The organism is Brevibacterium sp. Lmc1 (assembly GCF_057654315.1).
Window position 1 is genome coordinate 2825932 of the sequence record NZ_CM172803.1, and the last position, 24354, is coordinate 2850285.

General features: G+C 64.7%; 20 protein-coding genes. 6 read left to right on the forward strand and 14 right to left on the reverse strand.

The window, feature by feature from the left end; translation table 11 throughout:
• Nucleotides 1–62: 62 nt before the first annotated feature.
• From AC239G_RS12670 to AC239G_RS12720, 11 genes are all read right to left on the reverse strand, one after another.
• Nucleotides 63–641: a maltokinase N-terminal cap-like domain-containing protein gene (locus tag AC239G_RS12670; RefSeq protein WP_139468852.1), complete on the reverse strand. Its 579-nt coding sequence runs from the start codon at nucleotides 639–641 to the stop codon at nucleotides 63–65.
• Nucleotides 642–760: 119 nt separating this feature from the next.
• Nucleotides 761–1546 carry an FAD-dependent thymidylate synthase gene (gene thyX, locus AC239G_RS12675; protein ID WP_139468853.1) on the reverse strand — a complete coding sequence of 262 codons (786 nt, stop codon included), beginning with the start codon at nucleotides 1544–1546 and terminating at the stop codon, nucleotides 761–763.
• 93 nt (nucleotides 1547–1639) lie between these two features.
• Nucleotides 1640–2443, reverse strand: a complete 804-nt coding sequence (locus AC239G_RS12680) for a Type 1 glutamine amidotransferase-like domain-containing protein (RefSeq protein ID WP_482400498.1) — start codon at nucleotides 2441–2443, stop codon at nucleotides 1640–1642.
• Entirely contained in the window at nucleotides 2440–3519 is a 1080-nt protein-coding gene (gene lplB / locus AC239G_RS12685) for a lipoate-protein ligase small subunit (protein WP_139468854.1), read from the reverse strand. The genes AC239G_RS12680 and lplB overlap by 4 nt, the downstream gene beginning before the upstream one ends.
• A 10-nt stretch (nucleotides 3520–3529) precedes the next feature.
• A complete protein-coding gene (locus tag AC239G_RS12690) occupies nucleotides 3530–5731 on the reverse strand; it encodes a prolyl oligopeptidase family serine peptidase (RefSeq protein WP_487488998.1) in 2202 nt (733 codons plus the stop codon).
• A 74-nt stretch (nucleotides 5732–5805) separates the two neighbouring features.
• A complete protein-coding gene (locus AC239G_RS12695; RefSeq protein WP_487488999.1) occupies nucleotides 5806–6468 on the reverse strand; it encodes a GNAT family N-acetyltransferase in 663 nt (220 codons plus the stop codon).
• 78 nt (nucleotides 6469–6546) lie between these two features.
• Nucleotides 6547–7515, reverse strand: a complete 969-nt coding sequence (locus AC239G_RS12700; protein ID WP_487489000.1) for a hypothetical protein — start codon at nucleotides 7513–7515, stop codon at nucleotides 6547–6549.
• A 66-nt stretch (nucleotides 7516–7581) separates the two neighbouring features.
• Entirely contained in the window at nucleotides 7582–8277 is a 696-nt protein-coding gene (locus AC239G_RS12705) for a DUF222 domain-containing protein (RefSeq protein ID WP_487489001.1), read from the reverse strand.
• A gap of 130 nt (nucleotides 8278–8407) precedes the next feature.
• On the reverse strand, nucleotides 8408–9811 hold the full coding sequence (locus AC239G_RS12710; RefSeq protein ID WP_367647473.1) for an MFS transporter: 1404 nt from the start codon (nucleotides 9809–9811) through the stop codon (nucleotides 8408–8410).
• 151 nt (nucleotides 9812–9962) lie between these two features.
• Nucleotides 9963–11054 (reverse strand): branched-chain amino acid aminotransferase, encoded by a 1092-nt coding sequence (locus AC239G_RS12715; RefSeq protein ID WP_139468859.1) that lies wholly within the window; start codon nucleotides 11052–11054, stop codon nucleotides 9963–9965.
• Between the two features lie 213 nt (nucleotides 11055–11267).
• Nucleotides 11268–12305: a 3-isopropylmalate dehydrogenase gene (locus AC239G_RS12720; protein ID WP_434590555.1), complete on the reverse strand. Its 1038-nt coding sequence runs from the start codon at nucleotides 12303–12305 to the stop codon at nucleotides 11268–11270.
• 298 nt (nucleotides 12306–12603) lie between these two features.
• On the opposite strand from AC239G_RS12720, the gene AC239G_RS12725 reads away from it, so the two are divergent.
• Together AC239G_RS12725 and AC239G_RS12730 are read left to right on the forward strand one after the other, a co-directional pair.
• Nucleotides 12604–13455 (forward strand): HpcH/HpaI aldolase/citrate lyase family protein, encoded by an 852-nt coding sequence (locus AC239G_RS12725; RefSeq protein ID WP_139468861.1) that lies wholly within the window; start codon nucleotides 12604–12606, stop codon nucleotides 13453–13455.
• Nucleotides 13452–14153 carry a phosphatase PAP2 family protein gene (locus AC239G_RS12730; protein ID WP_487489002.1) on the forward strand — a complete coding sequence of 234 codons (702 nt, stop codon included), beginning with the start codon at nucleotides 13452–13454 and terminating at the stop codon, nucleotides 14151–14153. Before AC239G_RS12725 ends, AC239G_RS12730 begins: the two co-directional genes overlap by 4 nt.
• A gap of 21 nt (nucleotides 14154–14174) precedes the next feature.
• Here AC239G_RS12730 and serA read toward each other — a convergent pair whose 3' ends face one another.
• Both serA and AC239G_RS12740 read right to left on the reverse strand, forming a co-directional pair.
• Nucleotides 14175–15767 carry a phosphoglycerate dehydrogenase gene (gene serA, locus AC239G_RS12735; protein WP_172171209.1) on the reverse strand — a complete coding sequence of 531 codons (1593 nt, stop codon included), beginning with the start codon at nucleotides 15765–15767 and terminating at the stop codon, nucleotides 14175–14177.
• Between the two features lie 127 nt (nucleotides 15768–15894).
• Entirely contained in the window at nucleotides 15895–17187 is a 1293-nt protein-coding gene (locus tag AC239G_RS12740; protein ID WP_139908478.1) for a GNAT family N-acetyltransferase, read from the reverse strand.
• A gap of 285 nt (nucleotides 17188–17472) precedes the next feature.
• On the opposite strand from AC239G_RS12740, the gene AC239G_RS12745 reads away from it, so the two are divergent.
• The 4 genes from AC239G_RS12745 (at nucleotide 17473) to AC239G_RS12760 (ending at nucleotide 23080) form a co-directional block, all read left to right on the forward strand.
• Entirely contained in the window at nucleotides 17473–18462 is a 990-nt protein-coding gene (locus AC239G_RS12745; RefSeq protein WP_376906218.1) for an ABC transporter permease, read from the forward strand.
• Complete coding sequence (locus AC239G_RS12750; RefSeq protein WP_139908480.1) at nucleotides 18459–19457, forward strand: ABC transporter permease; 999 nt, start codon at nucleotides 18459–18461, stop codon at nucleotides 19455–19457. The genes AC239G_RS12745 and AC239G_RS12750 overlap by 4 nt, the downstream gene beginning before the upstream one ends.
• A gap of 143 nt (nucleotides 19458–19600) precedes the next feature.
• Nucleotides 19601–21274, forward strand: coding sequence for an ABC transporter substrate-binding protein (locus tag AC239G_RS12755; RefSeq protein WP_487489003.1), 1674 nt, complete (start codon nucleotides 19601–19603; stop codon nucleotides 21272–21274).
• 3 nt (nucleotides 21275–21277) lie between these two features.
• Nucleotides 21278–23080, forward strand: a complete 1803-nt coding sequence (locus tag AC239G_RS12760) for an ATP-binding cassette domain-containing protein (protein WP_487489004.1) — start codon at nucleotides 21278–21280, stop codon at nucleotides 23078–23080.
• A gap of 188 nt (nucleotides 23081–23268) precedes the next feature.
• Here the strand turns inward: AC239G_RS12760 and ilvC are convergent, their stop codons facing one another.
• The gene (gene ilvC / locus AC239G_RS12765) at nucleotides 23269–24300 is read right to left on the reverse strand and encodes a ketol-acid reductoisomerase (RefSeq protein ID WP_101544534.1); all 1032 of its coding nucleotides are present in this window, start codon (nucleotides 24298–24300) and stop codon (nucleotides 23269–23271) included.
• Between the last annotated feature and the right edge of the window lie 54 nt (nucleotides 24301–24354).

Consider the following 24354-nt stretch of genomic DNA (forward strand, 5'->3'; position numbering starts at 1 on the left):
GCTGTCAGTCAATTGTCCTGTTCGGTGCTGGGTCGAGTCCCTCAGATCGTGCTGACGAGCCCTCAGACCATGATGGCGAGGACGACATTCGTGTCCTGGCCATCCCAGCGGCCCAACAGCAGACCGGCGTCGGACTTCTCCGCCGGAGACTCGGGCGACAGGCGGTAGAGGATCTCGACGTCGCCGGCACCCGGCAGAGGTCCCGTCCCGAAGGCGTGGGCCACCTCGGTGATCTCTTCGCCCCGGTTGCCCTCAGCATCGACGCGGTACTGCTTCGCTGCGGTCGACGCGGTGGCGATGGTGTGGTCGAGGCGCTGCCGGAACAGCGGGTCACCCATGCCGCCGTAGACCCACCGCTTGCCGAGCACCGAATGCTCCATATTCGCCACGAATGCTTCGTCGGCGCCTTCGAGCGGTGCTCCGCGGTAGGTCAGCGGCACCTGCAGCAGCTGGTCGCCGCTCTTCACGATGTGGATCTCGATGCCCACTTCGCCGGCAGGGTCGTCGAAGCGGTACGCGGTAACAGTCTCGAGCGGGTTCGCCGCGAGGTCGAGCTCGGCGGCCCAGTCCTGCTTGGCAACCCAGTCGGTGACGACGTCGAGCTTGCCGGGATTGAGCTGAGCTGCGTAGATATCTGCCATGACGGTTCCTCCTGAAATCTGTCTGACGTCGGCGTCAGGTGTGGCTGGGCGGGTCAGGTGTCTGTAGGTGTGAGGCGATCGGAGGTCTCCGGACGCTTCGCAACAGGCCTTGCGTGGTCTCAGGCCTTGCGCGTGCCGGGGATCCATTCTCCGTCGACGACTTCGTAGTCGGCGAAGACTGCCGGTGCCTCTTCGCGCATGACCTCGCCGATCTTGTTGAAGATGAGGCGGATCTCCTCTTCAGCGCCCTTCGCAGTGCGCATTTCGATGACGTGGCGCAGAGAACGCAGGTTCGCGGTGTAGACGATTCCGGTCGCCAGGCCCTCGGGGGCGAAGCGGCGCATGAACGAGGTCATGTGCTTCTTGTGGGAGAACTTCGTGCCCTCCTCGTCAAGCTCGAAATGATCGGCCATCCACTGCTGGTGCTCCTCGAGGGTGTCGAGGACCTTGAGGCTGCGTTCCATGAGTTCGGGATCTTCGCGGGCCCACTCGGGGAACCAGAACGGGATGTCCGTGAGGCGGACGTAGCGCAGCGATTCCTGCGAGAACGCCGATCCTGCGCGGTGGCGGATGAGTTCGTGGGTGAGCACGCGCGAGACGTTGTGGAGGACGAAGGTGAAGTTCGCGTGTTCGAGCACGGATCCGTGCTGGGACTTCACGACGTTGCCGAGGTACTGCGCGGAATCGGTGCGCACCCGCGAGACGTTCGGGTTGAGTCCCGGCTCCCACGAGCGATAGCACATGCGTCCGGAGAACTCGAGGAGATCCTCGGCGTCGGGAGATTCCGCATCTTCGACCCGGTCCGCCCAGGAGGTTCCGCCCACCTCGTCGAGGTAAGTCCTCATCGCTTCCCAATCGATATTGGGCTTGGCGAGCAGTTCAACGGACGGTTCGACCTGGCGCATGGCTCTCCTATTGAAGGGGACGTGATTGATTCCCAATCCTACAGACAGCCCGGCTGGTTGCGGCGACCGGTCCGCACCGAAATTCTCCTCGCCTCAACCGCCTTGGCTGACAGATGCGACGGGGCCCTGTTCGTCGAGGTTGTGCAGGCGACCGCCCGTATCAACGACGAACGCCTGCGCCCCCGCGGATTCCACCATCACCGAGGTGGCCGCACCGTCGACGTATACGACCGCGGCATGATCATCGATGGCGATTCCGGGGCCCGGAAGTCGGCCCTGTGCGATCCATTCCCGGAAGGATTCCTTCCGTCCGGATTCTCCATGGAAGTGCGGGCAGGCACTCCCCCGCAGGAAGCCGAGCCCGTCGTTCAGCGGTGCCAGCGGACCGAACGAATCCGTCGAGGATGCCTCGAACCAGCAGCTTGCACCGGCGCTGATGCCGGCGAGGATCGTTCCTCCGGCGGCCGCTTCTCTCATCCGTTGGTCGACGCCATGCCTCCGCCAGAGGCTGAGCAGGTTCGCCGTGGAGCCGCCGCCGACGTAGATGAGGTCCATGTCGAGCAGCATCGCCGGATCCTGGTAGTCCCACGGACTCTGCCCGAACAGGGAGAGGACATGGGTTCGTGCCCGCGCCGCGAATGCCGCTTCGAACCTTTCGCTGTAGTCACGGCTGTCACCGGATGCCGTCGGGACGAAGCAGACGTTCGGGAGTCCAACAGAGGTGCCGAAGCCGCTCTGAGCACCGGCCTCGTCCTCAGCGCCGCCGCGGATCCGTCTGGCGGCCATGCGCACCAGCTCGTCGTCAATGGCCGATTCCCCGGTCTCGGACATCGAGAATCCACCACCGCCGAGGGCCACGATCGTGCCCCGGAAAGCGGTGGATTCAGAGGTGCTCACGGCACTCGGTGCGTCCACTTCTCGGTTCCGAACTTCTCATCGACGAGTTCCTGGGCCCGCTTGAGTTCCTCCTCCGTGTAGGTGCCGTAAGTGGCCCCGTAGCGGGTGGCGAAGGTGTCCGCCATGACATCGATGATGTCTTTGCGCGCCTCACCGGTCTGACTCCGCAGCGGATCGACGCGCTTCTTCGCGCTCGCCACTCCCTTGTCGGAGATCTTCGCTTCGCCGATGCGCAGAACTTCGACCATCTTGTCCGCGTCGATGTCGTAGCTCATCGTCGCGTGGTGGAGCAGTGTGCCGTCGCGATTGCGCTTCTGTGCGGCACCGCCGATCTTGCCTCCGGTCGAGGAGATGTCGTTGATCGGCTTGTAGAACGCCTCAACGCCGAGAGTCTTGAGAGCCGCGAGCACCCACTGGTCGAGGAACACATACGACTCCTCATAGTCGAGGCCGGCGACGAGGGCAGGCGGGACGAACATCGAATAGGTGATGCAGTTGCCGCCTTCCATGAACATCGCACCTCCGCCCGAGATACGACGCACGACCTGGACGTCGTACTTCTCCACGCCTTCGGGCCGCAGCTCGTTGACGTAGGACTGGAAGGCCCCGATGACGGTGGCCGTGTCCTCCCACTCCCAGAACCGCAGGGTCGGCTGACGACGACCTGCCGCAACTTCCTCGAGCAGGACCTGATCAAGTGCCACATTGAGCTGAGTCGGCAGCACCTCGCCGCGAATGACCTGCCAGTCGAAGTCAGTGAAGTTCGCCGCCGAACCCAGCGCCCGTCGCACGACGGTGGCGATATCGGCGGTGGAGAAGCCGTGCATCGCCAGTTCCGAACCGTAGCCGGCCAGAGCCTCGTCGAGGCGGCCGCGCAGCGCCGCATTATCGGCAGTGACGCTGGCGCCGACGAGGGCCGGTGCCAGGTCGAAATAGGCTTCCTCGGGTTCGAGGAAGAAGTCCCCGGAGATCTTCACCTCGGTGATGGTCTTGCCGTCGGTGGTGACATCGGCGACGACGAGTTTGCCGCCGATGACCTTGTATTCGCCGTGGAAGTGCTGCGTCTCGTTCGTCATGTCTCCCAACCTACTCCCCTGTCAGTGCGTTCCACATGAACCGGTAGCTCAGCGCCCGGGTGAATGCGGTCTGTTCATTGTCCGAAGCGGCGGAATGTCCGCCTTCGGTGTCTTCGAAGAACCACACGTTCTCGATTCCGTCCGCCTGCATCCGGGCGGCCATCTTCCGGGCCTGCACCGGCCCCACCCGATCATCCGACGTGGCCGTCCAGAACAGCACCGGCGGATAGTCCTGACCGTCCTCGAGGAGGTGGTAGGGAGAGAATTCCCTGATGAACGCCCAGTCCTCGGCCACGTCCGGGTCTCCGTACTCGGCCTTCCACGAATAGCCGGCGCTGAGCTTCGTGTATCGGGCCATGTCCAGCAGCGGCACTCCGCAGGACACAGCACCGAAGAGCTCGGGATACTGGGTGAGCATATTGCCCACCAGCAGGCCCCCGTTGGATCCGCCGGCACAGGCGAGCGTCTGGGGACTCGTCACGCCGCGGGCGATGAGGTCGCGTGCCACGGCCGAGTGGTCCTCATAGCAGCGCATGCGGTTCTCCCGCATCGCCGAGGTGTGCCATTCGGGTCCGTATTCGCCTCCGCCGCGGATGTTCGCGAGGACATAGACGCCTCGGCGACCTGCCGGAAGGGTTTTGCCGGTGGTGCTCCGGCTGAGCCAGCCGATGCCGACGACGGGTGAGTATCCGGGAGTGCGGCTGACTTCGAAGCCGCCGTAGCCGTCGAGCAGGGTGGGATTCTCTCCGTCGAGCGGGAGGTCGTCGGCTCCGATCTGGAAGTACGGGATCTTCGTTCCGTCGGCGCTGGTGGCGAAGTGCTGTTCGACGCTCAGCCCTTCGGCATCGAACATCGCCGGTGCTGACTTGATCACCTCGATGGTGGGCTCGTTCGTTCCCGCAGCTTCGTCCGAGGGGCCCAATGTGCCGTACGACAATGTCGAGGGCGTGAGGAAGCCGGTGCTGACCATCCAGAAGTCGTTGGCGGTGGCCGGGTCGTACTTGTCGACCGCGCCGAGGCCGACCATATGGTTGGCCGGGACTCCGGGCAGAGCGGATTCGGCGAAGTTGTTGTTCAGGTCGAGGACCGTGAGCTTCGACTGCACGTCGGCGAGCAGCTCGAGCACGAGGTAGTCCCGGGTGAAGGTGAAGGACTGCAGGGAGGTGTGGGCGTCGGGGGTGAAGATCACGCGCGGAGCGATCTCGCCTGCCTTGACCGCATCGATATCGGCGATGGCGAGGCCGCCGGCGGCCACCTCGGTGGTGGCGGACGTCCACGTCGACTGGGGTCGGAAGAGCACGAGGTCGCGCTCGAAGCCGACCTCGACGTCAGTGGGGACGTCGACCCTGTTGAGCGCGTCGGCCCATGCCGTCGGTTCGGCTGACAGCGAACCGTCTGCGCCCGTGATGTCGGCGAGGTCGAGAAAGCTCATCGTCGAGTTGAAGAAGTCGATGGCGTCGATGATGACGGCGCGGTCGGTGGCCTCGGTGTCGGTGCGGATGTCGCTGCCGACGAAGATCGCCACGTGGTCGCGCGGCACTTCGGCGACGATCGGGGCGTCGTCGAGGCTCTGACCGCGGCGGAGCGCTCGGGCTTGGCGTGGGTAGGACGAGGTCGTCAGTGAGTCGGCGTCGGTTTCGGTGGCGACGAGCACGGTGTCGTCGTCGAGCCAGGCCAACCGTGTCTTGGCGGCGGGGATGTCGAAGCCGCCGTCGACGAAGGCGCGGTCGTCGAGGTCGAATTCGCGGACTCGGTGTGAGTCGCCTCCGTCCGGGGACAGGAGGACGAGTGCGCGGCGGTTGTCGCTGCGGCGCACCATCGCTCCTGACCAGACCCAGGCGGTGTCTTCCTCTGCGGCCAGTTCGTCGAGGTCGAGCAGCACCTCCCAGTCGGGAGTGGCCGTGCGGTAGCTGTCCCAGGAGGTGCGTCGCCACAAGCCCTTCGGGTTCGTCTTGTCCCGCCAGAAGTTATAGAAGTGATCACCGCGTTTGGTGACCATCGGGATGCGGTCGTCGGAGTCCAGCGCAGTGCGCAGATCACCGGAGATGTCGTCGAAGAGGCCGTCGTGAAAACGTTCGAGGGTCTTCGCGTTCTGGTCCTTCACCCAGGCGATCTGCTCCTCGCCGTAGATGTCTTCGAGCCAGAGGTTTTCGTCGTCGGGCAGTTCGGCGTTCACCGTCGAGGCCGCCTTCGAGGAGTCTTCTTCACGCATGCTCCCATCCTAGTGACCGCCGCCGACGCGGCCACGTGTCGCCGCTGACGAGAAACTGTTCTGCCGAGGATTTCTCACCGCGGGCTGCGGAACATGACCAAGCCGGGGTGCCCGTTGGGTGCTTCGGGCCCGTGGCCGAGTTCGGTGAAGCCGAGTTCCTCGTAGAGCCGTCGTGCCGGGCTGTCGATATCGTCGGTCTGCAGCCAGCAGCCGAAGCGTCCGACCTCCCCGATCCACGCCTCGAGAGTGCGCCGTCCCAGTCCTCGTTCGCGCCGGTTCGGATCACGGGCGAGCAGGTTGAGAGCGAAGGTCGATTCGAGTTCGGTCGAAACCTCGCCGAGGCGGCGCTGCAGTTCGAAGGCCCACGGATATTTCTGTTCTTCCCATTTCCAATGGTGTCCGTAGGCGAATGAGCTCAGCCGTCCGTCGGGCTGGGTCCGGGTCAATGTCATGAGGACCTGCCCGTTGCGGACGGAGACTTCGTAGACGTCGGCGAACACTGCCGCAAACCTCGGGTCCTCGTTCAGCGGCGGCTCGGCGGCAGCGGCCCCATAGACTGCTTCGACCTCGTTGCGGGGCGGGAGGACTCCGGTGATTCCCGGCCCCGAGGGCATGCCCTGCCACAACGGCCCCATTCCCGTCGGCATCCCCCACACGATTTCGATCGCGGGAACGTCTGCGCGGCCGGAGGGCGCGATGTGGTCAGCGGGCGACGGCTGCCCGTTGAGGTCGTTCATGACTATCACCATAGTCCCGTGATGGAGCGGGCAGTTGAACTTTCGGTGACCACTTGTCATCGCCTCGGCAGACTCGGTTCACAGCCTGCCTCGGTGTTCGAGGATTGCGGCGCAGAGTAGTTCTTCGGTGGGGCTCATCGGGCGTTCGTCGGCATCAAAGATATCGATTCCGATAGTGGTTCCGCCAACTTCGACAATTGCCGGCTGCGAGGTCCGGCGAACGTACCGCCATGGGATCAGCACCGAGAACGCGTGTTCGGCTTCGTCTGGTGAAGCACCGTCACGGTCGCTCGGGGGAACGGCACGAGGTCCGTCGTCCAGCGGCGCGGCACGTGTTCCCTCGCCGGGCGGCGCGGCACGAGGTCCGTCACCGGTCGACGCCGTCGCCTCCGCTGCTTGAACGGGCCCTCGTCCCGGTTCGGGGCCATAGTCTCGTCCCGGCTCGGGACCGTGTTGTCGACCGGGAAGTTGCTGCCGTTCCCGATCGTGCTGCTGATCAGGAGGATCCTGTTGGCCGGGGCCATGCCTCGCACCGAGTCCCCCGTCCTGACCGGAGGCGCATCCGGGATCGGGACCGCTGAGTGGTTTGGTGCGGGTTTTGTAGTGGTGACCGGTCGGTGTGACGACCTCGAGGGAGTCGGCAGTTGCCTTGTGGCGCCACCCGCTGAGCTCTTTGAGATAGTTGCAGGCGGCGCACAGTCCAGAGGCGTTGTCCCACTCGGTTTCGCCGCCGCCGGCAGCCGCGTCGGCATGATCGGCGTGCTGGATGGGGGCCTCGCACCACGGCGAGCGGCAGACGTCGTCGCGGAAGACGACCATGCGTCGAAGCAGCCCGGAGAATTCCCTGCGGCGCGAGTCCATCCTCACGAGCTGCCCGTCTTCGGGCCGAGTGTAGAGCCTGCGGATGAAGGTGGCGGCCTCGTTCTCGGCAACGACGGCCCTGGCGGCTTGTGCCGGGATCGGGCCGACTCCGGGGAACCATGCCGATTCTTCCCCGGGCCCGAACAGACTGCTGTCCTGCATGATGAGGTGGACTTCAGTGGGCACTGCCGCAGCAGCAGCCTGCCCGGTCAGTCGCTCGACCAAGAGATCCGCAGCGATCTGATTCTGACCTCAACCGTCGGCTCTGCCGGTGGCGATGGCAGTCTGCGCCGACTTCTTGAGGTTGGCGAATGCGGCGACAGCCTGCGGCATCGGCAGCAGAGCGGTCAGATACGCCATATTTCCCGGTGCCGGACGCACACTGACCGAGCGCTCCTCGATACAGCGCTCGAGGTGGTCGACTGCAGCCTTCTGATCGAGTCTCTGTGCGAGAGCCCTCACTTCGTTGCCCAGTCGCCTCACACCCACCTCGGCCAGGCGTCCGGCCATCTGCTCGTCGAGCTCGTGCTTCTTCTCCCGGGGAAGCCAGTCGGATTCCTTTGCGACCGTGCGGGCCTTCTCCTCCGAGATGTCGCCACCTTTCATCGCCCTGTAGACATTGGGCAGATCCAAGAGCAGGGTCCGAGAGAATTTGAGCAGCGCGTTGCCACGGTGCCGGGAGACCTTTCTGGCTAAGCCGATCTCCGCACCGACTCCGAGGCCCTGCTTCTTGCTCGGGATCCCGTCTTCGGCTTCCCGATTCCTGCGGTGCGTATCGAACGTCAGGGATTCGCGGGCCTGCGCGGCGGCGCAGGCGGAAGTCAGCTCCTCGAGAGCCGTGATGCGATCGATCGCCTCTTCCTCGGTCGCGGCAGGAGGCATTTCGGACAGGCTCTCACACCACCGAGCGATCTCGGTGAGCACGTCTGGAACCGGCTTTGCCTCCATGTCCAGAACACTATCGTTCGCCACTGACACGAGATTTCGCGCGACCATCTGTGCAGGTCACAGCTTCATGGAAGCAGATCCGTTGCCAATCGGTTCGAGGTGGAGCTGCCCCGCTGCTTTCGCGGCTGCCTCAGCTCAGTTCTTCGCCGGTCGTCTCTCGGGCGAGGAAGCCCATGAGCAGCACGGCGACGACCACAAGCGCGCCGGTGAGGACGAACGTCAGCGCCAGTCCGAGCACGGGCCACATGAACGCACCGAAGACGATCGGGGCGATTCCTGTCGCCAGTCGAGACGCTGCCGACGCCCATCCGAATCCGGATCCGCGCAGGCGGGTGGGATAGAGCTCGGAGACGTAGGTGTAGAGCGTCGGGATGGCGATCTGGATGACGAAGCCGAACCCGATGATTGCGGCCTTCGCAGTCCAGGTGAGGTCGGCGCCGGAGGCTTCGATGAACACTGCCGATCCGACGAGGAGGATCGCGGCCACGATCGACGAGACCCCGAGCACCCATTTGCGACCGAATCGTTCGACGATGAGCGCGGAGACGATCACACCGAGGATGCCCACCGCTGTCATCGACCCGGTGACGAGGAATGCCGCCTGATCGGCCAGCCCCTGCTTCTTGAGGATCCCCGGCAGCCATGTCAGCGCCGCATAGTAGACAAGAAGGACGGAGACGAACAGCGACCAGGCGACGAGAGTCGTTCTCGCGGAATGCTGCCACAGCTGCACCAGCTGACCACTGGCCGCACGCAGCTGCCCACCTACCTTGGGCTCTGCACTCGAGGTCGGCGTCGCAGCAGTCCCTCCGACCGGCTCGTGTGTCCACTCACGCACGTCGGCGCCGGTGCGCTCGACCAGTCGCTTGATGATCGCATCGGCCTCTGCGTAGCGTCCGACCGAGGCCAGATAGAGAGGTGATTCCGGAATCCCGAAACGCACCGCCACCGTCAACAGAGCCGGCACGATCATGACGAGCATGATCAGGCGCCAGTCCCCGAAGCCGAGGAGGTAAGCCGACACGAACGCACAGAGCGAGGCGCCGATCGGCCACCAGCCGTCCATAGCCGTGAGCACGCGTCCGCGGTGACGGCTGGGAGTGAACTCCCCGACGAGGGCGTAGTCGACGGGGATACATCCGCCGAGCCCGAATCCCGCAAAGAAGCGGAAGAGGATGAACCACCCATATGCGGGCGCGAAGGCTCCGGCGACGGTGAAGATCGAGAACACAAGGAGCGTGAGAGTGAAGGCCTTCTTCCGACCGATGACGTCGGCGATGCCGCCCCAGATGAAGGCACCAAGTGCCATGCCGATGAGGTTGGCGGTCGCGATCCAGGCGGCCTGGCCGACGGTGAGACTCCAATAGTCGCTGAGCAGCGGAATGAGGAATCCGTTGAGGGCGACGTCCCATGCGTCGAACATGAAACCGAGCCCGCCGATGATGAAGATGGCACCTTGGGTGCGCCACTTCCATGGCAGGTGAGCGATGACTTCGGAGGCTGTCGGTACCGACGCCGAGGTGGTCGTGTGCACGAAGACACAGTACCCCATTTAACGCACAGCTGAGTAAAATAACTGCCGACCGGTCACCCCGTAATCAACGGCTCCGCAACAGCAGACGAACTGACACAAAGGGCCGGACTCCGCGATCATCGCGACGCCCGGCCCTCCAGAGCCCCGACCCTCAGGCCAGCCGCACGAGCCAGTTGTTCTTGTCCTCGACGCGTCCGTACTGGATGCCGAGCAGCGTCTTGCGCAGCTCCATTGTCTTCTCACCGGCCTCTTCACCATGGTCGATGGTGAAGTCTTCGCTGACAAGCTTGCTGATCGGCGTGATGACCGCGGCGGTGCCGCAGGCGAACGCCTCGACGATCTCGCCGCTGGCCGCGCCCTCGCGCCACTCCTCGATGGAGATCTGACGCTCTTCGGCCTCGAGTCCGAGCTGAGGAGCCAGTTCGAGCAGCGAACGGCGGGTGACGCCGTCGAGGATCGAATCGCTCAGCGCCGGGGTGAGCAGCTTGCCGCTCCTCGTCACGAGCATGAGGTTCATGCCGCCGAGCTCGTCGATGTACTTGTTCTCCACCGAGTCGGTGAACAGCACCTGCTGGCAGCCCTTGGCGGCCGCCTCGTTGGTCGCCACCAGCGACGATGCATAGTTGCCGCCGCACTTGGCGAATCCGGTGCCGCCCGCGCCGGCGCGCTTGAGCTTCGGCGAGAGCCAGATCGACACCGGCTTGATGCCGCCGGAGAAGTAGGGTCCGGCCGGTGAGGCGATGACGTAGTAGTCGACCTCGTGGCTCGCCCGCACGCCGAGGAACCGCTCCGTGGCGATCATGAACGGGCGCAGGTAGAGACTCGACTCATCGGCGTCCGACTCCGGCGTCGGAACCCATGCCTGATCGAGGCTGACCAGGTGCTTGAGCGAGTTGATGAAGTCCTCTTCGGGCAGCTGCGGCAGCGCGAGACGCTCGGCAGACTTGTTGATGCGCGCGGCATTGCGCTCGGGTCGGAATGTCCATACCGATCCGTCGGCATGACGGTAGGCCTTGAGCCCCTCGAAGATCTCCTGGGCATAGTGGAGGACGGCGGCTGCCGGGTCGAGCAGCAGCGGACCATACGGCCGGACCTCGTGTCCCTGCCAACCGTCATCGATCGTATAGCGGATGTGCGCCATGTGGTCGGTGAAGTACTGGCCGAAGCCGGGATCCTTCTTGATGTTCTCGCGCACCAGCTCGGGTTGCGGCTGGAGGTTCTTAAGAACGGTGAAATCTGTCATGAAAACTCTTTTCTCACTTGTGATGAGTGACACTTTCAGGGTAGTCCATCACCCGGCGCTCGTCGCACCGGGGTGATGTCGTCAAACCTGAAATCGGGTGTCGCTCGGTTGGGTTCATCCTCGCAGAGGTGACCCCATGGTTGCCCATCCGCCCCCTCGCAGAGGTGACCCCGTGGTCACCCACTCACCCCTTCGCCGAGACGGTCGATCCGGTCAGCCGATGCGTGCCGCGATCGCGTCGCCCACCTCGGCGGTGGACCGCTTCGTTCCGTCGCGCTCGGCGAGGTCGGCCTCCACGGCCGTCTCGATCGCCTTGGCCACGGTCTCGAGCCCCAGGTGGGAGGCCATGAGCGCCCCCGAGAGGATCGAGGCGGTCGGGTCGGCGATCTGCTGCCCGGCGATGTCCGGAGCGGATCCGTGGATCGGTTCGAACAGGCTCGGCGCCGTGCCTTCGACGTTGAGGTTCCCCGAGGCTGCCAGACCGATTCCGCCGGTGACCGCGGCTGCGAGGTCGGTGAGGATGTCACCGAAGAGGTTGTCGGTGACGATGACGTCGTAGCGCTCGGGATTCGTGACCATGTAGATCGTGCACGCATCGGTGTGCTCGTAGTTGACGGCCACCTCGGGGAATTCCTGCCCGACCTTCTCGACCACGCGACGCCACAGGTGGCCGGCGTGGACCATGACATTGTGCTTGTGCACGTAGGTGAGCTTCTTGTTCCGCGCCTGAGCACGGGCGAAGGCATCGCGGACGGCGCGCTCGACGCCGTACCAGGTGTTGACCGAGACCTCGGTCGCGACTTCCTGTGGCGTGTCCGTGCGCACGGAACCGCCGGATCCGGTGTACGAGCCCTCGGTGCCCTCGCGGACGACGACGAAGTCGATCTTCCCGGGCTCGGCCAGCGGGCTGGTGACTCCGGCGAACAGCTTCGAGGGACGCAGGTTCACAGCATGCCCCAGCCCGAAGCGCATCTTGAGGATGACTCCGCGCTCGAGCACGCCGGAGGGCACGGACGGATCTCCGCAGGCGCCGAAGAAGATGGCATCATGTTCACGCAGCGATTCGAGCTCTTCGTCGGTGAGCGTCTCACCGGTCTCGTGATAGCGCTGAGCACCGACCTTGTAATCGGTGAGCTCGAGCTCGACGGGCTCGCCGGACACCTCGATGGCGCGCTTGAGGACTTTGAGGCCTTCGGGGACGACCTCGTTGCCGATTCCATCTCCGGGCATGACTGCGATTGAGAACTTCATGCTCACAGAATAAGACTCAATCTCACGATACAACTACAGCGTCTTACAATGTGAACCGTCGTCTGCGCCGTCGCGGAGGGGCGGAGATGCAGCGACGTCGGTGCAACAGTGGCGCGAACACTTCGGACGACGACCGCCGCACCCGCCGCTGCCCCGCGCTCCGTGTGCCGACATGAACAAATTCACGTCTCAATCACTGTTCTCGGCTACACATCCGACGCCGCAGGGACGAAAATGGAGACAGCACCCCAAACCCCGTGGGGGCCGCACGCAACCAGCCCCGAGAGAAAGTCGATCATTGACCGAAATCATCCGCAACGCCCGCGCCGCAGCTCTGCCCGCCAAACTCTCCCGGTCCTGGCTGCTCGTCAATGCTGCGAGGGAGGAACTGTTCACTCCTGCGCAGACCTCGGAAGCGGATTCCGTCATCTTCGACCTCGAGGCTTCTGTCGCCGATGACAAGAAGATCGAAGCCCGCGACAATGTCGTGCGCGCCCTCGACTCGGGAATGTCCGCCTGGGTGCGGATCAACAAGATGGAATCCGAGTTCTGGGCCGACGACCTCGCCGCCGTCGCCATGCTTCCGGGCCTGCGCGGAGTCATGCTGCCCGAGACCGAACGCCCTGAGCAGGTGTCCTACACCGCGATGCGCGCGAAGGCCGGCCTGCCCGTGCTCGCCCTCTTGGAATCGGCCCGCGGAGTGGAGAACGCCACCCGCATCGCCGAGGCGCCCGGCACCTTCCGTCTGGCCTTCGGCACCAATGACTTCCGCAAGGACACCGGCTTCTCCGGCGATCCGATGGCTCTGGCCTATGCCCGCTCACGCCTGACGATCGCCTCTCGCATGGGCGGCCTTCCCGGACCCATCGACGGCCCTTCGGCCGCCGATGCCGATGATGAGAAGGTCTGGGCCGATGCCGAAGTCACACACATGATGGGCATGACCGGAAAGCTCGTCCTCACCGTCGACCAGGTCAACACCCTCAACGAGGCCATGAGCCCGAGCGAAGACGAACGCGATTGGGCCCGCCAGATGCTCGAAGCCGCCGAAGGCGGATCCGAGATCACCGACGGCTCCTATCTGCCGCGCCTGGCCCGCGCCAAGAAGATCGCGTCCATGGCCGACGCCTACGGTCTCTGGAACGCTTGAGCCGACAGCCGCCTTGGCTGCTGTGGGCAACACTGCCCGCCGTCCTGCTCGTCATCGCCTTCGGACTGTGGCTGCATCTCGAGCGCATCGGGCCCACCCCGGTCGATCAGTCCTGGTTGGAGTTCGTCGGCCTCGATAGAGGCTCGGTGCCGTATTGGATCGCCGTCGTCCTCGCCGAGGTCGGCGGCGGCACGGGTGTGGTCATCTGCACCGCGTTGCTCACAGGCGTCTTCGTGTTGCGCAGACGCCTGCGCTCGGCGCTCTTCCTCGTCACCACGATGCTCGCCGGCATCGCCGCCTCGGAGATCCTCAAGGCCATCGTCACCCGGCTGCGCCCCGGCGACCAGCTCTACGAATCCTTGGGGTTCTCCTATCCCTCGGGGCATTCGATGGGCGCGGCCGCACTGGCCATGAGTCTGGCCATCATCGCCTGCCGCCGTCATCAGCTGCGCGGATCGACAGCCCAGGAAGCACAAGCACAAGCACCGAGGATGGGCTTCCATTGGTCGTTCATCCTCGCCGGGATCTGGATCCTCGGCATGATGTGGTCTCGGACAGCGCTCCAGGTCCATTGGCTCACCGACACGATCGCCGGCGCCTTCATCGGCATCGCCGTCGCCGTTCTCGTCGACGAATTCTGGACCCTGACAGCGCAGAAGACCCGTTCACCCCGCTTCGCTCTGTGGCTTGCGGGGTGAACGGGTCTTCTGCTGAGGGGCTCAGTCCTCCTGGAGCGAGACGCCGGTGAAGGCCGAGGCGTTCACGGCACCGGCCACGGCCTTGACGACCTCGTCCGAGACGACCGAATCCACGGCGAGCACGGACAGCGCCTCGTTGCTCGTCGATGCAGGCGAGACCTGCATTCCCGCGATGTTGACGTTGTTCGCACCGAGTGCCAGACCCAGCTGACCGATGATTCCCGGACGGTCCTCGTAGCGGAAGATCAGCAGGTTGTCGGTCAGTTCGATCTCGAGCGAGTAGCCGTCGACCTCGGTGAGCTTCTGCACGAGCTTCGGACCGGTGACCGTGCCGGACACGGAGATGCGCTGCCCGGTGCTCGTCGTCGCGGTCAGTCGGGTGATGTTGCGGAACGATTCGCAGTACGGATCGGTGACGAGCTCGACGCCGATTCCACGCTCTTCGGCCAGCAGCGGAGCGTTGACATAGGAGACCTGATCGGACACGACGTCCTTGAACAGGCCCTTGAGCGCGGAGAGCTTGAGGACGGAGACGTCCTTGTCGGCGATCTCGCCGTTGACCTCGACCTTGAAGTGCGTGACCGAGGAGTCCGCCAGAGCGTTGACGACCCGGCCCAGACGCTCGGCCAGGGGAATGCCCGGGCGCACATCCTCGTGGATGGCGCCGCCTGCGACGTTGACCGCGTCGGGGACGAGTTCCCCGGCCAGGGCCTTGCGCACGGACTTCGCCACGGCGACGCCGGCCTTCTCCTGGGCCTCATGAGTCGAGGCGCCCAGATGCGGGGTGACGTTGACGGCATCGAGATCCATGAGTGCCGAGTGCTCCGGCGGTTCGACGTTCCAGACGTCGATTCCGGCACCGCCGACCTCGCCGTTGGCCACAGCCTCGGCCAGGGCTGCCTCGTCGATGATGCCGCCGCGGGCGACGTTGATGAACCGGGCTCCGGGCTTGGCGGCTTTGAGCTCCTCGGTGCTGATCATGCCGACCGTCTCCGGCGTCTTCGGCATGTGCACGGTGACGAAGTCGGACACGGCGAGCAGACCGGGCAGGTCGAGGACCTCGACGCCCATCTGAGCCGCGCGGGCCTGGGTGATGTAGGGGTCGTAGCCGACGAGTCGCATGCCGAAGGCCTTCGCGCGTTCGGCGACGAGTCCGCCGATGCGGCCGAGGCCGACGATGCCCAGGGTCTTCTCGTAGAGTTCGACGCCGGTGTACTTCTTCCGGTTCCACTCCCCCGCCTTCAGCGAGGTGTTTCCGGCACCGAAGTAGCGAGCCGAGCCGAGGATGTGGGCCATCGTCAGCTCGGCTGCGGAGATGATGTTCGACGTGGGTGCGTTAACGACCATGACACCCGCCGAGGTGGCCGCGGGGACATCGACATTGTCGAGTCCGACGCCGGCGCGGGCGATGACCTTGAGTTTCTTCGCAGCGTTGATGGCTTCGGCGTCGACCTGCGTGGCAGACCGGACGAGGATCGCATCGGCGTCGGCGATGGCGGGCAGGAGCTGGGATCGGTCGGCGCCCTCGGTGTGACGGATCTCGAAGTCTCCTCCGAGAGCTTCGATGGTGGCCGGTGACAGTTCTTCGGCGATGAGCACGACGGGCTTGGGCACTGATTTCCTCCTGTTGCGTCCGGGACGCGTCCACCTTATGAGACTTTCAGGATTCCTTCACAAGGTCTCAGATTCTGGGAAGAATCGCTCAACAGACCGTTCGGGTTGCTCAGAATCCGCGGCGTGCTCAGAATCCGTTCGGAGAATACGGTGCCCGACCGAGGCTGAACATTGCGCTGGCGAGTACGGCGGATCCCGGCGTCTGCTCATCGATGCGTCCGGCCCGGGCGAGGATGACGGGATCGGCGCCGCCGAGGTACAGGGACCCGAGCTCGGCGATGCCGAGCCCCAGGTCTGCCGGCGTCGAATCGGAGGCAGGGGTCACCTCGGCGCTCTCACCGTCAGAGGTGATCGTGAAGCGTCCCCCTGCGAGGTCGAGGGAATCGTCGATGTCGATCGTCAGCGTTCCGGGCACATACCAGGGCCGGGCTTCGAGTGCGGCCTTGACGTCGAGGATGCGGATCCAGATGTTGTCCTCGCTCGCGACGGTCTTCACACGCCTGGAATCGGTGAGCAGCCACGGCAGCGGGGAGTATTCGGCGGACTCGCCGAAGGTCACGCGGGTCGACAGGTCGATGGCGGCGAGGAACGACCACAGGGAGGCGTAGGCCGCATCGGTGACGGCCACGAAGTCGATGATGTCGACGGTCGGCGGGGTCTTCGACCAGCCGGCGAACTTGTAGGACACATAGCCGTCGGGCTCGCCCTGTTCGTCGAAGTGCAGGGCCGCGCGGACACCGCGGTCCTCTTCGCCCGTCTCAGTGTTGAGGGCGCCGGTGGCGCGTTCGATGTAGGTCTGCTGGCGCTCCATCGCTCCGGGCGAGGTCCGCATGAAACGGTCGTAGATCTTCGGAGCGAGTTCGCGCAGCTCGCTGGGCAGGCACATCTCGACACGGCGATCGGGTTCGCGGACCATTTTGAAGCCGGGAGAGGTGTCGACCTCGATCGAACGCAGCCAGGTGGCCACACCGAAGCCGAAGCGCGAGTAGATTCCGCCTTCGGTCGCGGTCAGTGCGGCGAACGGGTAGCCGGCCGCCTTCGCCTCGGCGAGGTCCGTGGTCATCAGCGACCGCAGCAGACCGCGCCGCCGGTGGGTCGGTCGCACCGTGATCCAGGTGATGAGGTGACCCGGGACCAGCCGACCGCCGCCGACGTTGACGAGTTTTTCGAACCAAGCGAAGGTCGCGACCGGGATCGACGAATCCAATCCGTGGCCGAACTCTTGGTCGGCGTAGACGGCGGTGAGCTTGCGCCCATCGGCGATCGCCCGCTTCACCCTGCCCACCAGGGCCGCATCCGTCGAACGCGGGTCGTGGAAGCCCACACTCGTCGAGGCGAAGTACGCCTTGGTGCGCTCATCCGGCTCGCCGGCGGCTTCGTCGATGGTGGGCTCGAAGTCTTCGAATCTGTAATTCGTCACACATCCACAGTAGTCCAGATCACCCTCCATGCCCACGAATGATTGCGCTCAGGCTAGGCAGAGGGCTCACAGATCCCAGACGGACCGGCCGATCGCCGCCCACGGGAGCCGACCGTCCGCAGACCGAGAAAGCATCCAGACTTTGCCCAGGAGGAATTCAGGAGTAATAATTGTTGAGCAGTTCAGGCAACCAAGCCGAACCCGGCCACCTCCGGGTCGCACCCGCCCTTCTCCGAGCACACCCGCTCGACTCAAGAACGGCGACGCCGTCGAAGAAAGCAGAACATGGATCAAGCACCACCCCCACGCGGTCAGCGCATCACCGTCTGGACGCGCCTGAGGCGGTCCCGTCCCGCCATGATCGGCCTCGCGCTCGTCGTCTTCTTCGTCGCCCTCGCTGCGCTCGCTCCCGCATTCTCTGCGATCACCGGCAACAGCCCGTATGCCTACAACCCGGATGCACTCGGCCCGGACACAGCCCCGACCGGACCATTGGGCGGAGTAAGTGCTCAACACTGGTTCGGCGTCGAACCCCGCACGGGCCGAGATCTCTTCGCCATCGTCAGCTATGGGGCGCAGGTGTCACTGCTCATCGGTCTTGCCTCCACCGCGGTGTCCATCATGGTCGGCGTCGCCGTCGGTCTCATCGCCGGCTTCTACGGTGGAGTCGCTGACCGTCTGCTCTCCAGGCTGACCGACATCATCTTCGGCTTCCCGTTCCTCATCTTCGCCATCGCATTGTCCGCAACGGTCCCGGCCAGCGTCCCCCGACCGCTGCTGCTCATCCTCGTCATCGGGTTCTTCGGCTGGCCGTCGATCGCCCGCGTCGTCCGCAGCGAGACCCTGTCCTTGCGGGAGCGCGGATTCGTCCGCGCCGCCGCGGCGCAGGGCATCGGCAGCGGCCGCATCATCATCCGCGAGATCATTCCGAACATCCTCGCCACCATCATCGTCTTCACGACAGTGTCGATTCCGGGCAAGATCGGCGCCGAGGCGGCGCTGTCCTTCCTCGGCGTCGGCGTCAACCCGCCCACTCCGTCATGGGGCCGGTCGATCTCCGATGCCATCAGCTGGGTCCAAGTCGACCCGATGTATCTCATCTTCCCCGGAATGGCTCTGTTCCTCGTCACGCTCGGATTCAACATGTTCGGCGACGGGCTCCGCGATGCCCTCGACCCGTCCGAGGCTGAGGCCTCGACAACCACCAGCACCGAGGCGGCCCCCGCGGCTGCTCCCGTCTCGACTGATCCGCTGAGCGCGGGAGGGCAGGCATGAACCGCACGAAATTCATCCTCATGCGCCTCCTCGGCGCGGCCTTCGTACTGCTCATCATCGCCGCTGCGTGCTTCGCGATCTTCTACCTCATGCCTGCGAACCCGGCACAGTATTCGTGCGGCAAACCCTGCTCCCCGGAACGTCTGGCCGAGGTCGAGCGCTATCTCGGCGTCGATCAGGCCTGGTGGAAGCAGCTCTTCGACTTCCTCGGCGGCATCGTCGGCGGGCGCACCTATGGTGAGGGCGCGGCCGCAATCCACTGCAACGCACCCTGCTTCGGGTATTCGTTCCGTCTGCGCGATTCGGTCACCGATCTCGTCATCGACCGTCTGCCGATCACGTTCTCGCTCACCCTCGGAGCTGCGGTCCTGTGGGGAATCGGCGGAATAGCCGCCGGTCTCATCGCCGCTCTCAAACGCGGAACTGCCGCCGACAGCACGGTCATGGGCGCCGCCATCACCGGCATCTCCGCACCGACCTATCTGCTCGGGCTGCTCGGCATCCTCCTCTTCGGCTTCACCCTCAACGTGCTGCCGATCGGCGGCTACGTGCCGTTCACCGAGAACCCCGGAATGTGGGCCTTCCACCTCATCCTGCCGTGGATCGTGCTCGCCATCGCCAATGGCGCCATCTATGCCCGGCTCACTCGCGGACAGATGCTCGAAGTGCTCAGCCAGGACTTCATCCGCACTGCCAGGGCCAAGGGACTGTCCGAAACGACGGTGATCGGCAAACACGGCCTGCGCAACCTCGTGGTTCCTCTGACCACCCTCTTCGCCATCGATATCGGCGGACTCCTCGGCGGCGCCGTGATCACGGAGAAGGTCTTCGGGCTCGGCGGAGTCGGGACTCTGCTGCTCGAAGCGGTGTCGAACCTCGACATCCAGGTCATCGTCGGTGTGACTCTCTTCGCAGCCGCCGTCGTCATCATCGCCAACCTGCTGGCCGATCTCAGTTATTCGCTGCTCGACCCGCGAATCAAGGCCGTCCGATGAACGGTGACCGGCCGATGAGCACCGCACACGAACACATGCGCACGGGGCCGCCTCGGCGGCGATGTCGATACCAGCTCTCCTCCTCATTCGTCTCTTGACCGACTTCGCGACGCAGTCAGCGCCGCACATCCGAAAGGCACACCATGAAACGCGCAGCACTCATCGCCGCCACCCTGTCCTTGGGTCTCGTCCTCACCGGCTGCAATGCCAACCCTGAACTGAACAAGGACGGCGGGGAGTCCAACACCCTCGGCGAAACGCACAAGGGAGGGACGCTCAACATCTTCTCCGACGCCCCGGACATGGACTTCGATCCGGGCAAGAGCCAGGGCCTGGCGATCACGTCCCTGTCGTTCGTCCACCGCCGCCTGACCACCTGGGACATCCAGCCAGGCAAACAGGCGAAGGTCGTCCCGGATCTCGCCACTGACACTGGTACAGCCAGCGACGACGGCAAGACCTGGACCTTCACGCTGAGGGACGGGCTGAAGTACGAAGACGGCTCGGAGATCACCTCGGCCGATATCAAGTACGGCATCGAACGCTCCTTCTCCACCGAACTCTCCGGAGGGCTCAGCTATCACAAGACGCTGCTTGAGGGCGGCGATGACTATGCGGGCCCGTTCAAGGGCAAGGAGCTCAAGTCCGTCGAGACTCCTGATGAGAAGACGATCGTCTTCCACCTCGATTCCTCATTCGGCGACTTCCCGTGGATCGCGTCGATGCCGGCCTTCTCCCCCGTGCCCGAATCGAAGGACGATCCGGGCAAATACGGCCTCGATCCCATCGCATCGGGTCCGTACAAGGTCGAGTCGAACAAGTCCGGCGCCGAGGCGGTGCTGACCCGCAATGACAATTGGGATGAGAAGACCGATCCGGTGCGTACCGCCGGCCCCGACGAAGTCGTCTTCAAACTCGGTCAGGATGCTTCGGTGACTGCGCAGGCGCTCATCTCCGATTCCGGGGATGCGAAGAACGGCTTCTCGGCAAGCTTCGTGCCCGCTGCTCAGCTCGCCCAGGTGCAGAACGATCCGAATGCGAAGTCGCGTCTGGTCACTTCAGGCCCCGGAGCTTTGTCATACCTGGCGATGAACAACGATTCGAAGGGTCTCGACAACGTCAAGGTTCGTCAGGCGATCAACTATGCGGTGAACAAGGACACGTTCCGCATCGCCGCCGGAGGCGAGATCTCGGGCGACTTCGCCTCGACCCTCATCACCCCAGGCATCCCCGGACGCGTCGACTACGACCTGTACGAGGCGAAGCCGGAAGGCGATGTGGAGAAGGCGAAGTCCCTGCTCGAGGAATCCGGAGAGAAGCTCGGTGACCTCAAGCTGCTCGTCGCCAATGACGCCACCTCCGTGTCCGAAGCAGAAGCTGTCCAGGAAGCGCTGGCACGCGCCGATATCAAGGTCACCATCAAATCCGTCGACTCGAACACCTTCTCCGCCGACGCAACGGATGCCAAGGGCGACTACGATCTCGCCCTGAGCTCTTGGCAGCCGGACTTCCCATCGGCCAACGGCAATATCGCTCCGCTCTTCGACTCCTCACAGATCGGCAACGGCAACTACAACATTTCGCACTTCTCCGATGAGAAGGTCGATGCCCTCATCAAGAAGGCCACCGAGACCGTCGACCCGACCGCAGCTCAGAAAGTCTGGGCCGAGGCCGACAAGGCGATCATGGAGCAGGCGCCGATCGTACCGCTGACCTATAACAAGAACTCCTACCTGCACGGGTCGAACGTGGAGAACTTCGTCATCGGCGACTTCCCCGCCTACCCGGTCTACTTCAAGGCATCGCTGAAGGGCTGATCCATGGTTGCCGATTCTGCGCCGTCGCCTGAGACCGTTCCGACTGACCGCGCTGCACTGTCCTATCGTGACCACTGCGTGTCGTTCGGACCGAAGGTCATCACCCGTGAGGTGTCTTTCGACCTCGTTCCCGGCCGGATCCTCGCCCTCGTCGGCGAGTCCGGTTCGGGCAAGTCCGTGACCGCACTGGCTGCACTCGGCTTGGCAGGAAGCGCGGAGCAGACGGGGTCCGTGCTTCTGAGCTCTGCGGGCCTAACCGGTACAGCTGCAGACAGCCGTGAACTCGTCGGGCTCGACCCCACTGGGCTGCGCGGAGTGCGTGGGGCGGAGATCGGCGTCGTCTTCCAAGAGCCGATGAGCGCGTTCAATCCGATGTTCCGCCTCGGTCATCAGATCGCCGAGGCGGTTCGTGCTCACCGTCACCGCGCGGGCTCTTCGCCGGGTGGAGCAGAACCCGCTGGAGGTGCGGAGGCGACGGCCGGTGCCGCATCTGCTGCCGAAACATCGGTGAGAGACCGGGTACGAGCCCAGTTGGTCAAGGTCGGCCTCGACGACCCGGACCGGATCATGCGAGCCTATCCGCATCAGCTCTCGGGTGGTCAGCTGCAGCGAGCGATGATCGCCTTGGCGACGGTCAATGCCCCGCGTGTGCTCATCGCCGACGAACCGACGACGGCTCTCGATGTCACGGTCCAGACGGGCATCCTCGACCTTCTCCGCTCCCAAGCGACTGAGGAAGGGCAGGCCGTCCTCCTCATCACCCACGATATGGGTGTCGTCGCCGATATCGCCGACGAAGTGGCCGTGATGAAGAACGGTCGCATCGTCGAACAGGGCAAGGTCGACGAACTGTTCTCGGACCCGCAGGAAGAATATACGCGCCAGCTGCTGGCTGCGGTCCCCCGCCTCGGTGACTTCGGATCTGGAAGGTCGAAACCGGAGACCGGTTCATCCAGCGCTCCGGATGCATCGACAGCGCCAGATGGATCAACTGCTCCGGCAATCGCCGCCGAGCTCAGATCTGCCACAGTCGTGCACAGGAGCTCGGCGGGCCCGGTCACCGCGATCGAGGGCATCGACCTGCAGATTCCTGCCGGTTCGATCACCGGACTCGTGGGCGAATCCGGTTCCGGGAAGTCGACGATCGCCACTGTCCTCACCGGCGGGCAGAAGCTCAGCAGCGGTCAGGTCTTCGTCGACGGTCAGGCCGTGTCCACCCGCCCGAACCGGGCTCAGCGACGTCGCCGCGCCGATATCGGTGTGGTCTTTCAGGACCCACGCGGCGCACTCAATCCGCGGCGGACCATCGGTTCTCAGATCGGCGAGCCCCTGCGGGTCCATCGTCGCCTCGATTCTCACACGATCGACGCACGCGTGGCTGCGCTCCTCGACGATGTGCAGCTGCCCGGTGACTTCGCCGAGCGCTATCCGCACGAGCTCTCCGGTGGTCAGCGTCAGCGTGTGGCCATTGCGCGGGCACTCGCTCTGGATCCGAAGCTGCTCATCGCCGATGAGCCGACGTCCGCGCTCGACGTTTCGGTCCAACGCGGGGTGCTGCGTCTGCTGGCCGAACTCCACGAGATCCACGATTTCGCCTGTCTGTTCATCAGTCATGACCTTGCCGTCATCGAGCAGCTCGCCTCCACCGTCGTCGTGCTCAGGCATGGAGCGATCGTCGAACAGGGCACGAGCGCTCAAGTGCTCACTGCGCCGCAGCAGGCGTATACGAAGGAGCTAATCGAATCCGCTCCCCTGCCGGATCCGCAGATCCAAGCCGCCAGACGCGCTGCCCGGCTGGCCGCCTGACCGGGCGAGTCGGCTGCCAGAGCGACAGCACCGGCCGTCTGACCAGCCGAGATCTGTGAATGTGAAGGAGCCCTGGACACCGAATGGTGTCCAGGGCTCCTTCTCTCAGCTCTCCCAGCTGGGGCGGTCACAGCATCGCAGCGTTGGGGCCGCCTCGGCGAGGTTGAGACTCAGCCGATGATTCCGACTCAGCGAGCGGCAGTGCCCTCGGTGTAGTCGTCGTCGGAGTCCTTGAGCCATGCGAACATCTTGCGCAGCTCGCGACCGGTGGATTCGATCGGGTGCTGCTCTTCCTTGGCGCGCAGCTCCTTGAACTCCGGGGCGCCGTTCTTCTGGTCGTTCATGAAGCGCTCGGCGAACTTTCCGTTCTGGATGTCGTCGAGGACGCCCTTCATGTTCTCCTTCACCTCGGGGGTGATGACCCGCGGGCCGGAGACGTAGTCGCCGTACTCAGCGGTGTCGGAGCAGGACCAACGCTGCTTGGCGATGCCGCCCTCGACCATGAGGTCGACGATGAGCTTGAGCTCGTGGAGGACCTCGAAGTACGCGATCTCGGGCTGGTAGCCGGCCTCGGTCAGGGTCTCGAAGCCGTACTGGACGAGGTGCGAGACACCGCCGCAGAGCACGGTCTGCTCACCGAACAGGTCGGTCTCGGTCTCCTCGGTGAAGGTGGTCTTGATGCCGCCGGCGCGCAGGCCGCCGATGCCCTTGGCGTAGGACAGCACGGTGTCCCAGGCCTTTCCGGAGGCGTCGACCTCGACGGCGACGAGCACGGGCACACCGCGGCCGTCGACGAACTCACGACGAACCACGTGGCCGGGACCCTTCGGTGCGACCATGATGACGTCGACGCCCTCGGGAGCCTTGATGTAGTCGTAGCGGATGTTGAAGCCGTGGATGAACACGAGGGTCTTGCCGGGAGCCAGCTGATCCTTGATCTCATTGTTGAAGATCTCGGCCTGAACCTGGTCGGGTGCGGCGATGGTGATGACATCGGCCCATGCGGCCACCTCGGCGGGGGTGCCGACCTCGAGGCCCTCTGCCGTGGCCTTGTCGCGGCTGGCCGAGCCTTCCTTGAGGCCGATGCGGACTTCGGCGCCGGAGTCGCGCAGGCTCAGCGAGTGGGCGTGGCCCTGGCTGCCGTAGCCGATGACGGCGACCTTCTTGCCCTGGATGATCGACAGGTCTGCATTGTCGTCGTAATAGCGTTCTGCTGCCATAGTTCTAGCTCCTTCGGGTTACGGGGTGATGTCCCCATTGTTTCACAGTTCGGT

Bases quoted from the DNA above. Each gene is read 5' to 3' on its own strand.
- AC239G_RS12670 (WP_139468852.1), bottom strand. From the start codon at position 641: ATGGCAGATATCTACGCAGCTCAGCTCAATCCCGGCAAGCTCGACGTC.
- thyX (WP_139468853.1), bottom strand. From the start codon at position 1,546: ATGCGCCAGGTCGAACCGTCCGTTGAACTGCTCGCCAAGCCCAATATC.
- lplB (WP_139468854.1), bottom strand. From the start codon at position 3,519: ATGACGAACGAGACGCAGCACTTCCACGGCGAATACAAGGTCATCGGC.
- AC239G_RS12690 (WP_487488998.1), bottom strand. From the start codon at position 5,731: ATGCGTGAAGAAGACTCCTCGAAGGCGGCCTCGACGGTGAACGCCGAA.
- AC239G_RS12695 (WP_487488999.1), bottom strand. From the start codon at position 6,468: ATGAACGACCTCAACGGGCAGCCGTCGCCCGCTGACCACATCGCGCCC.
- AC239G_RS12705 (WP_487489001.1), bottom strand. From the start codon at position 8,277: ATGGAGGCAAAGCCGGTTCCAGACGTGCTCACCGAGATCGCTCGGTGG.
- AC239G_RS12715 (WP_139468859.1), bottom strand. From the start codon at position 11,054: ATGACAGATTTCACCGTTCTTAAGAACCTCCAGCCGCAACCCGAGCTG.
- AC239G_RS12720 (WP_434590555.1), bottom strand. From the start codon at position 12,305: ATGAAGTTCTCAATCGCAGTCATGCCCGGAGATGGAATCGGCAACGAG.
- AC239G_RS12745 (WP_376906218.1), top strand. From the start codon at position 17,473: ATGGATCAAGCACCACCCCCACGCGGTCAGCGCATCACCGTCTGGACG.
- AC239G_RS12750 (WP_139908480.1), top strand. From the start codon at position 18,459: ATGAACCGCACGAAATTCATCCTCATGCGCCTCCTCGGCGCGGCCTTC.
- AC239G_RS12755 (WP_487489003.1), top strand. From the start codon at position 19,601: ATGAAACGCGCAGCACTCATCGCCGCCACCCTGTCCTTGGGTCTCGTC.
- AC239G_RS12760 (WP_487489004.1), top strand. From the start codon at position 21,278: ATGGTTGCCGATTCTGCGCCGTCGCCTGAGACCGTTCCGACTGACCGC.
- ilvC (WP_101544534.1), bottom strand. From the start codon at position 24,300: ATGGCAGCAGAACGCTATTACGACGACAATGCAGACCTGTCGATCATC.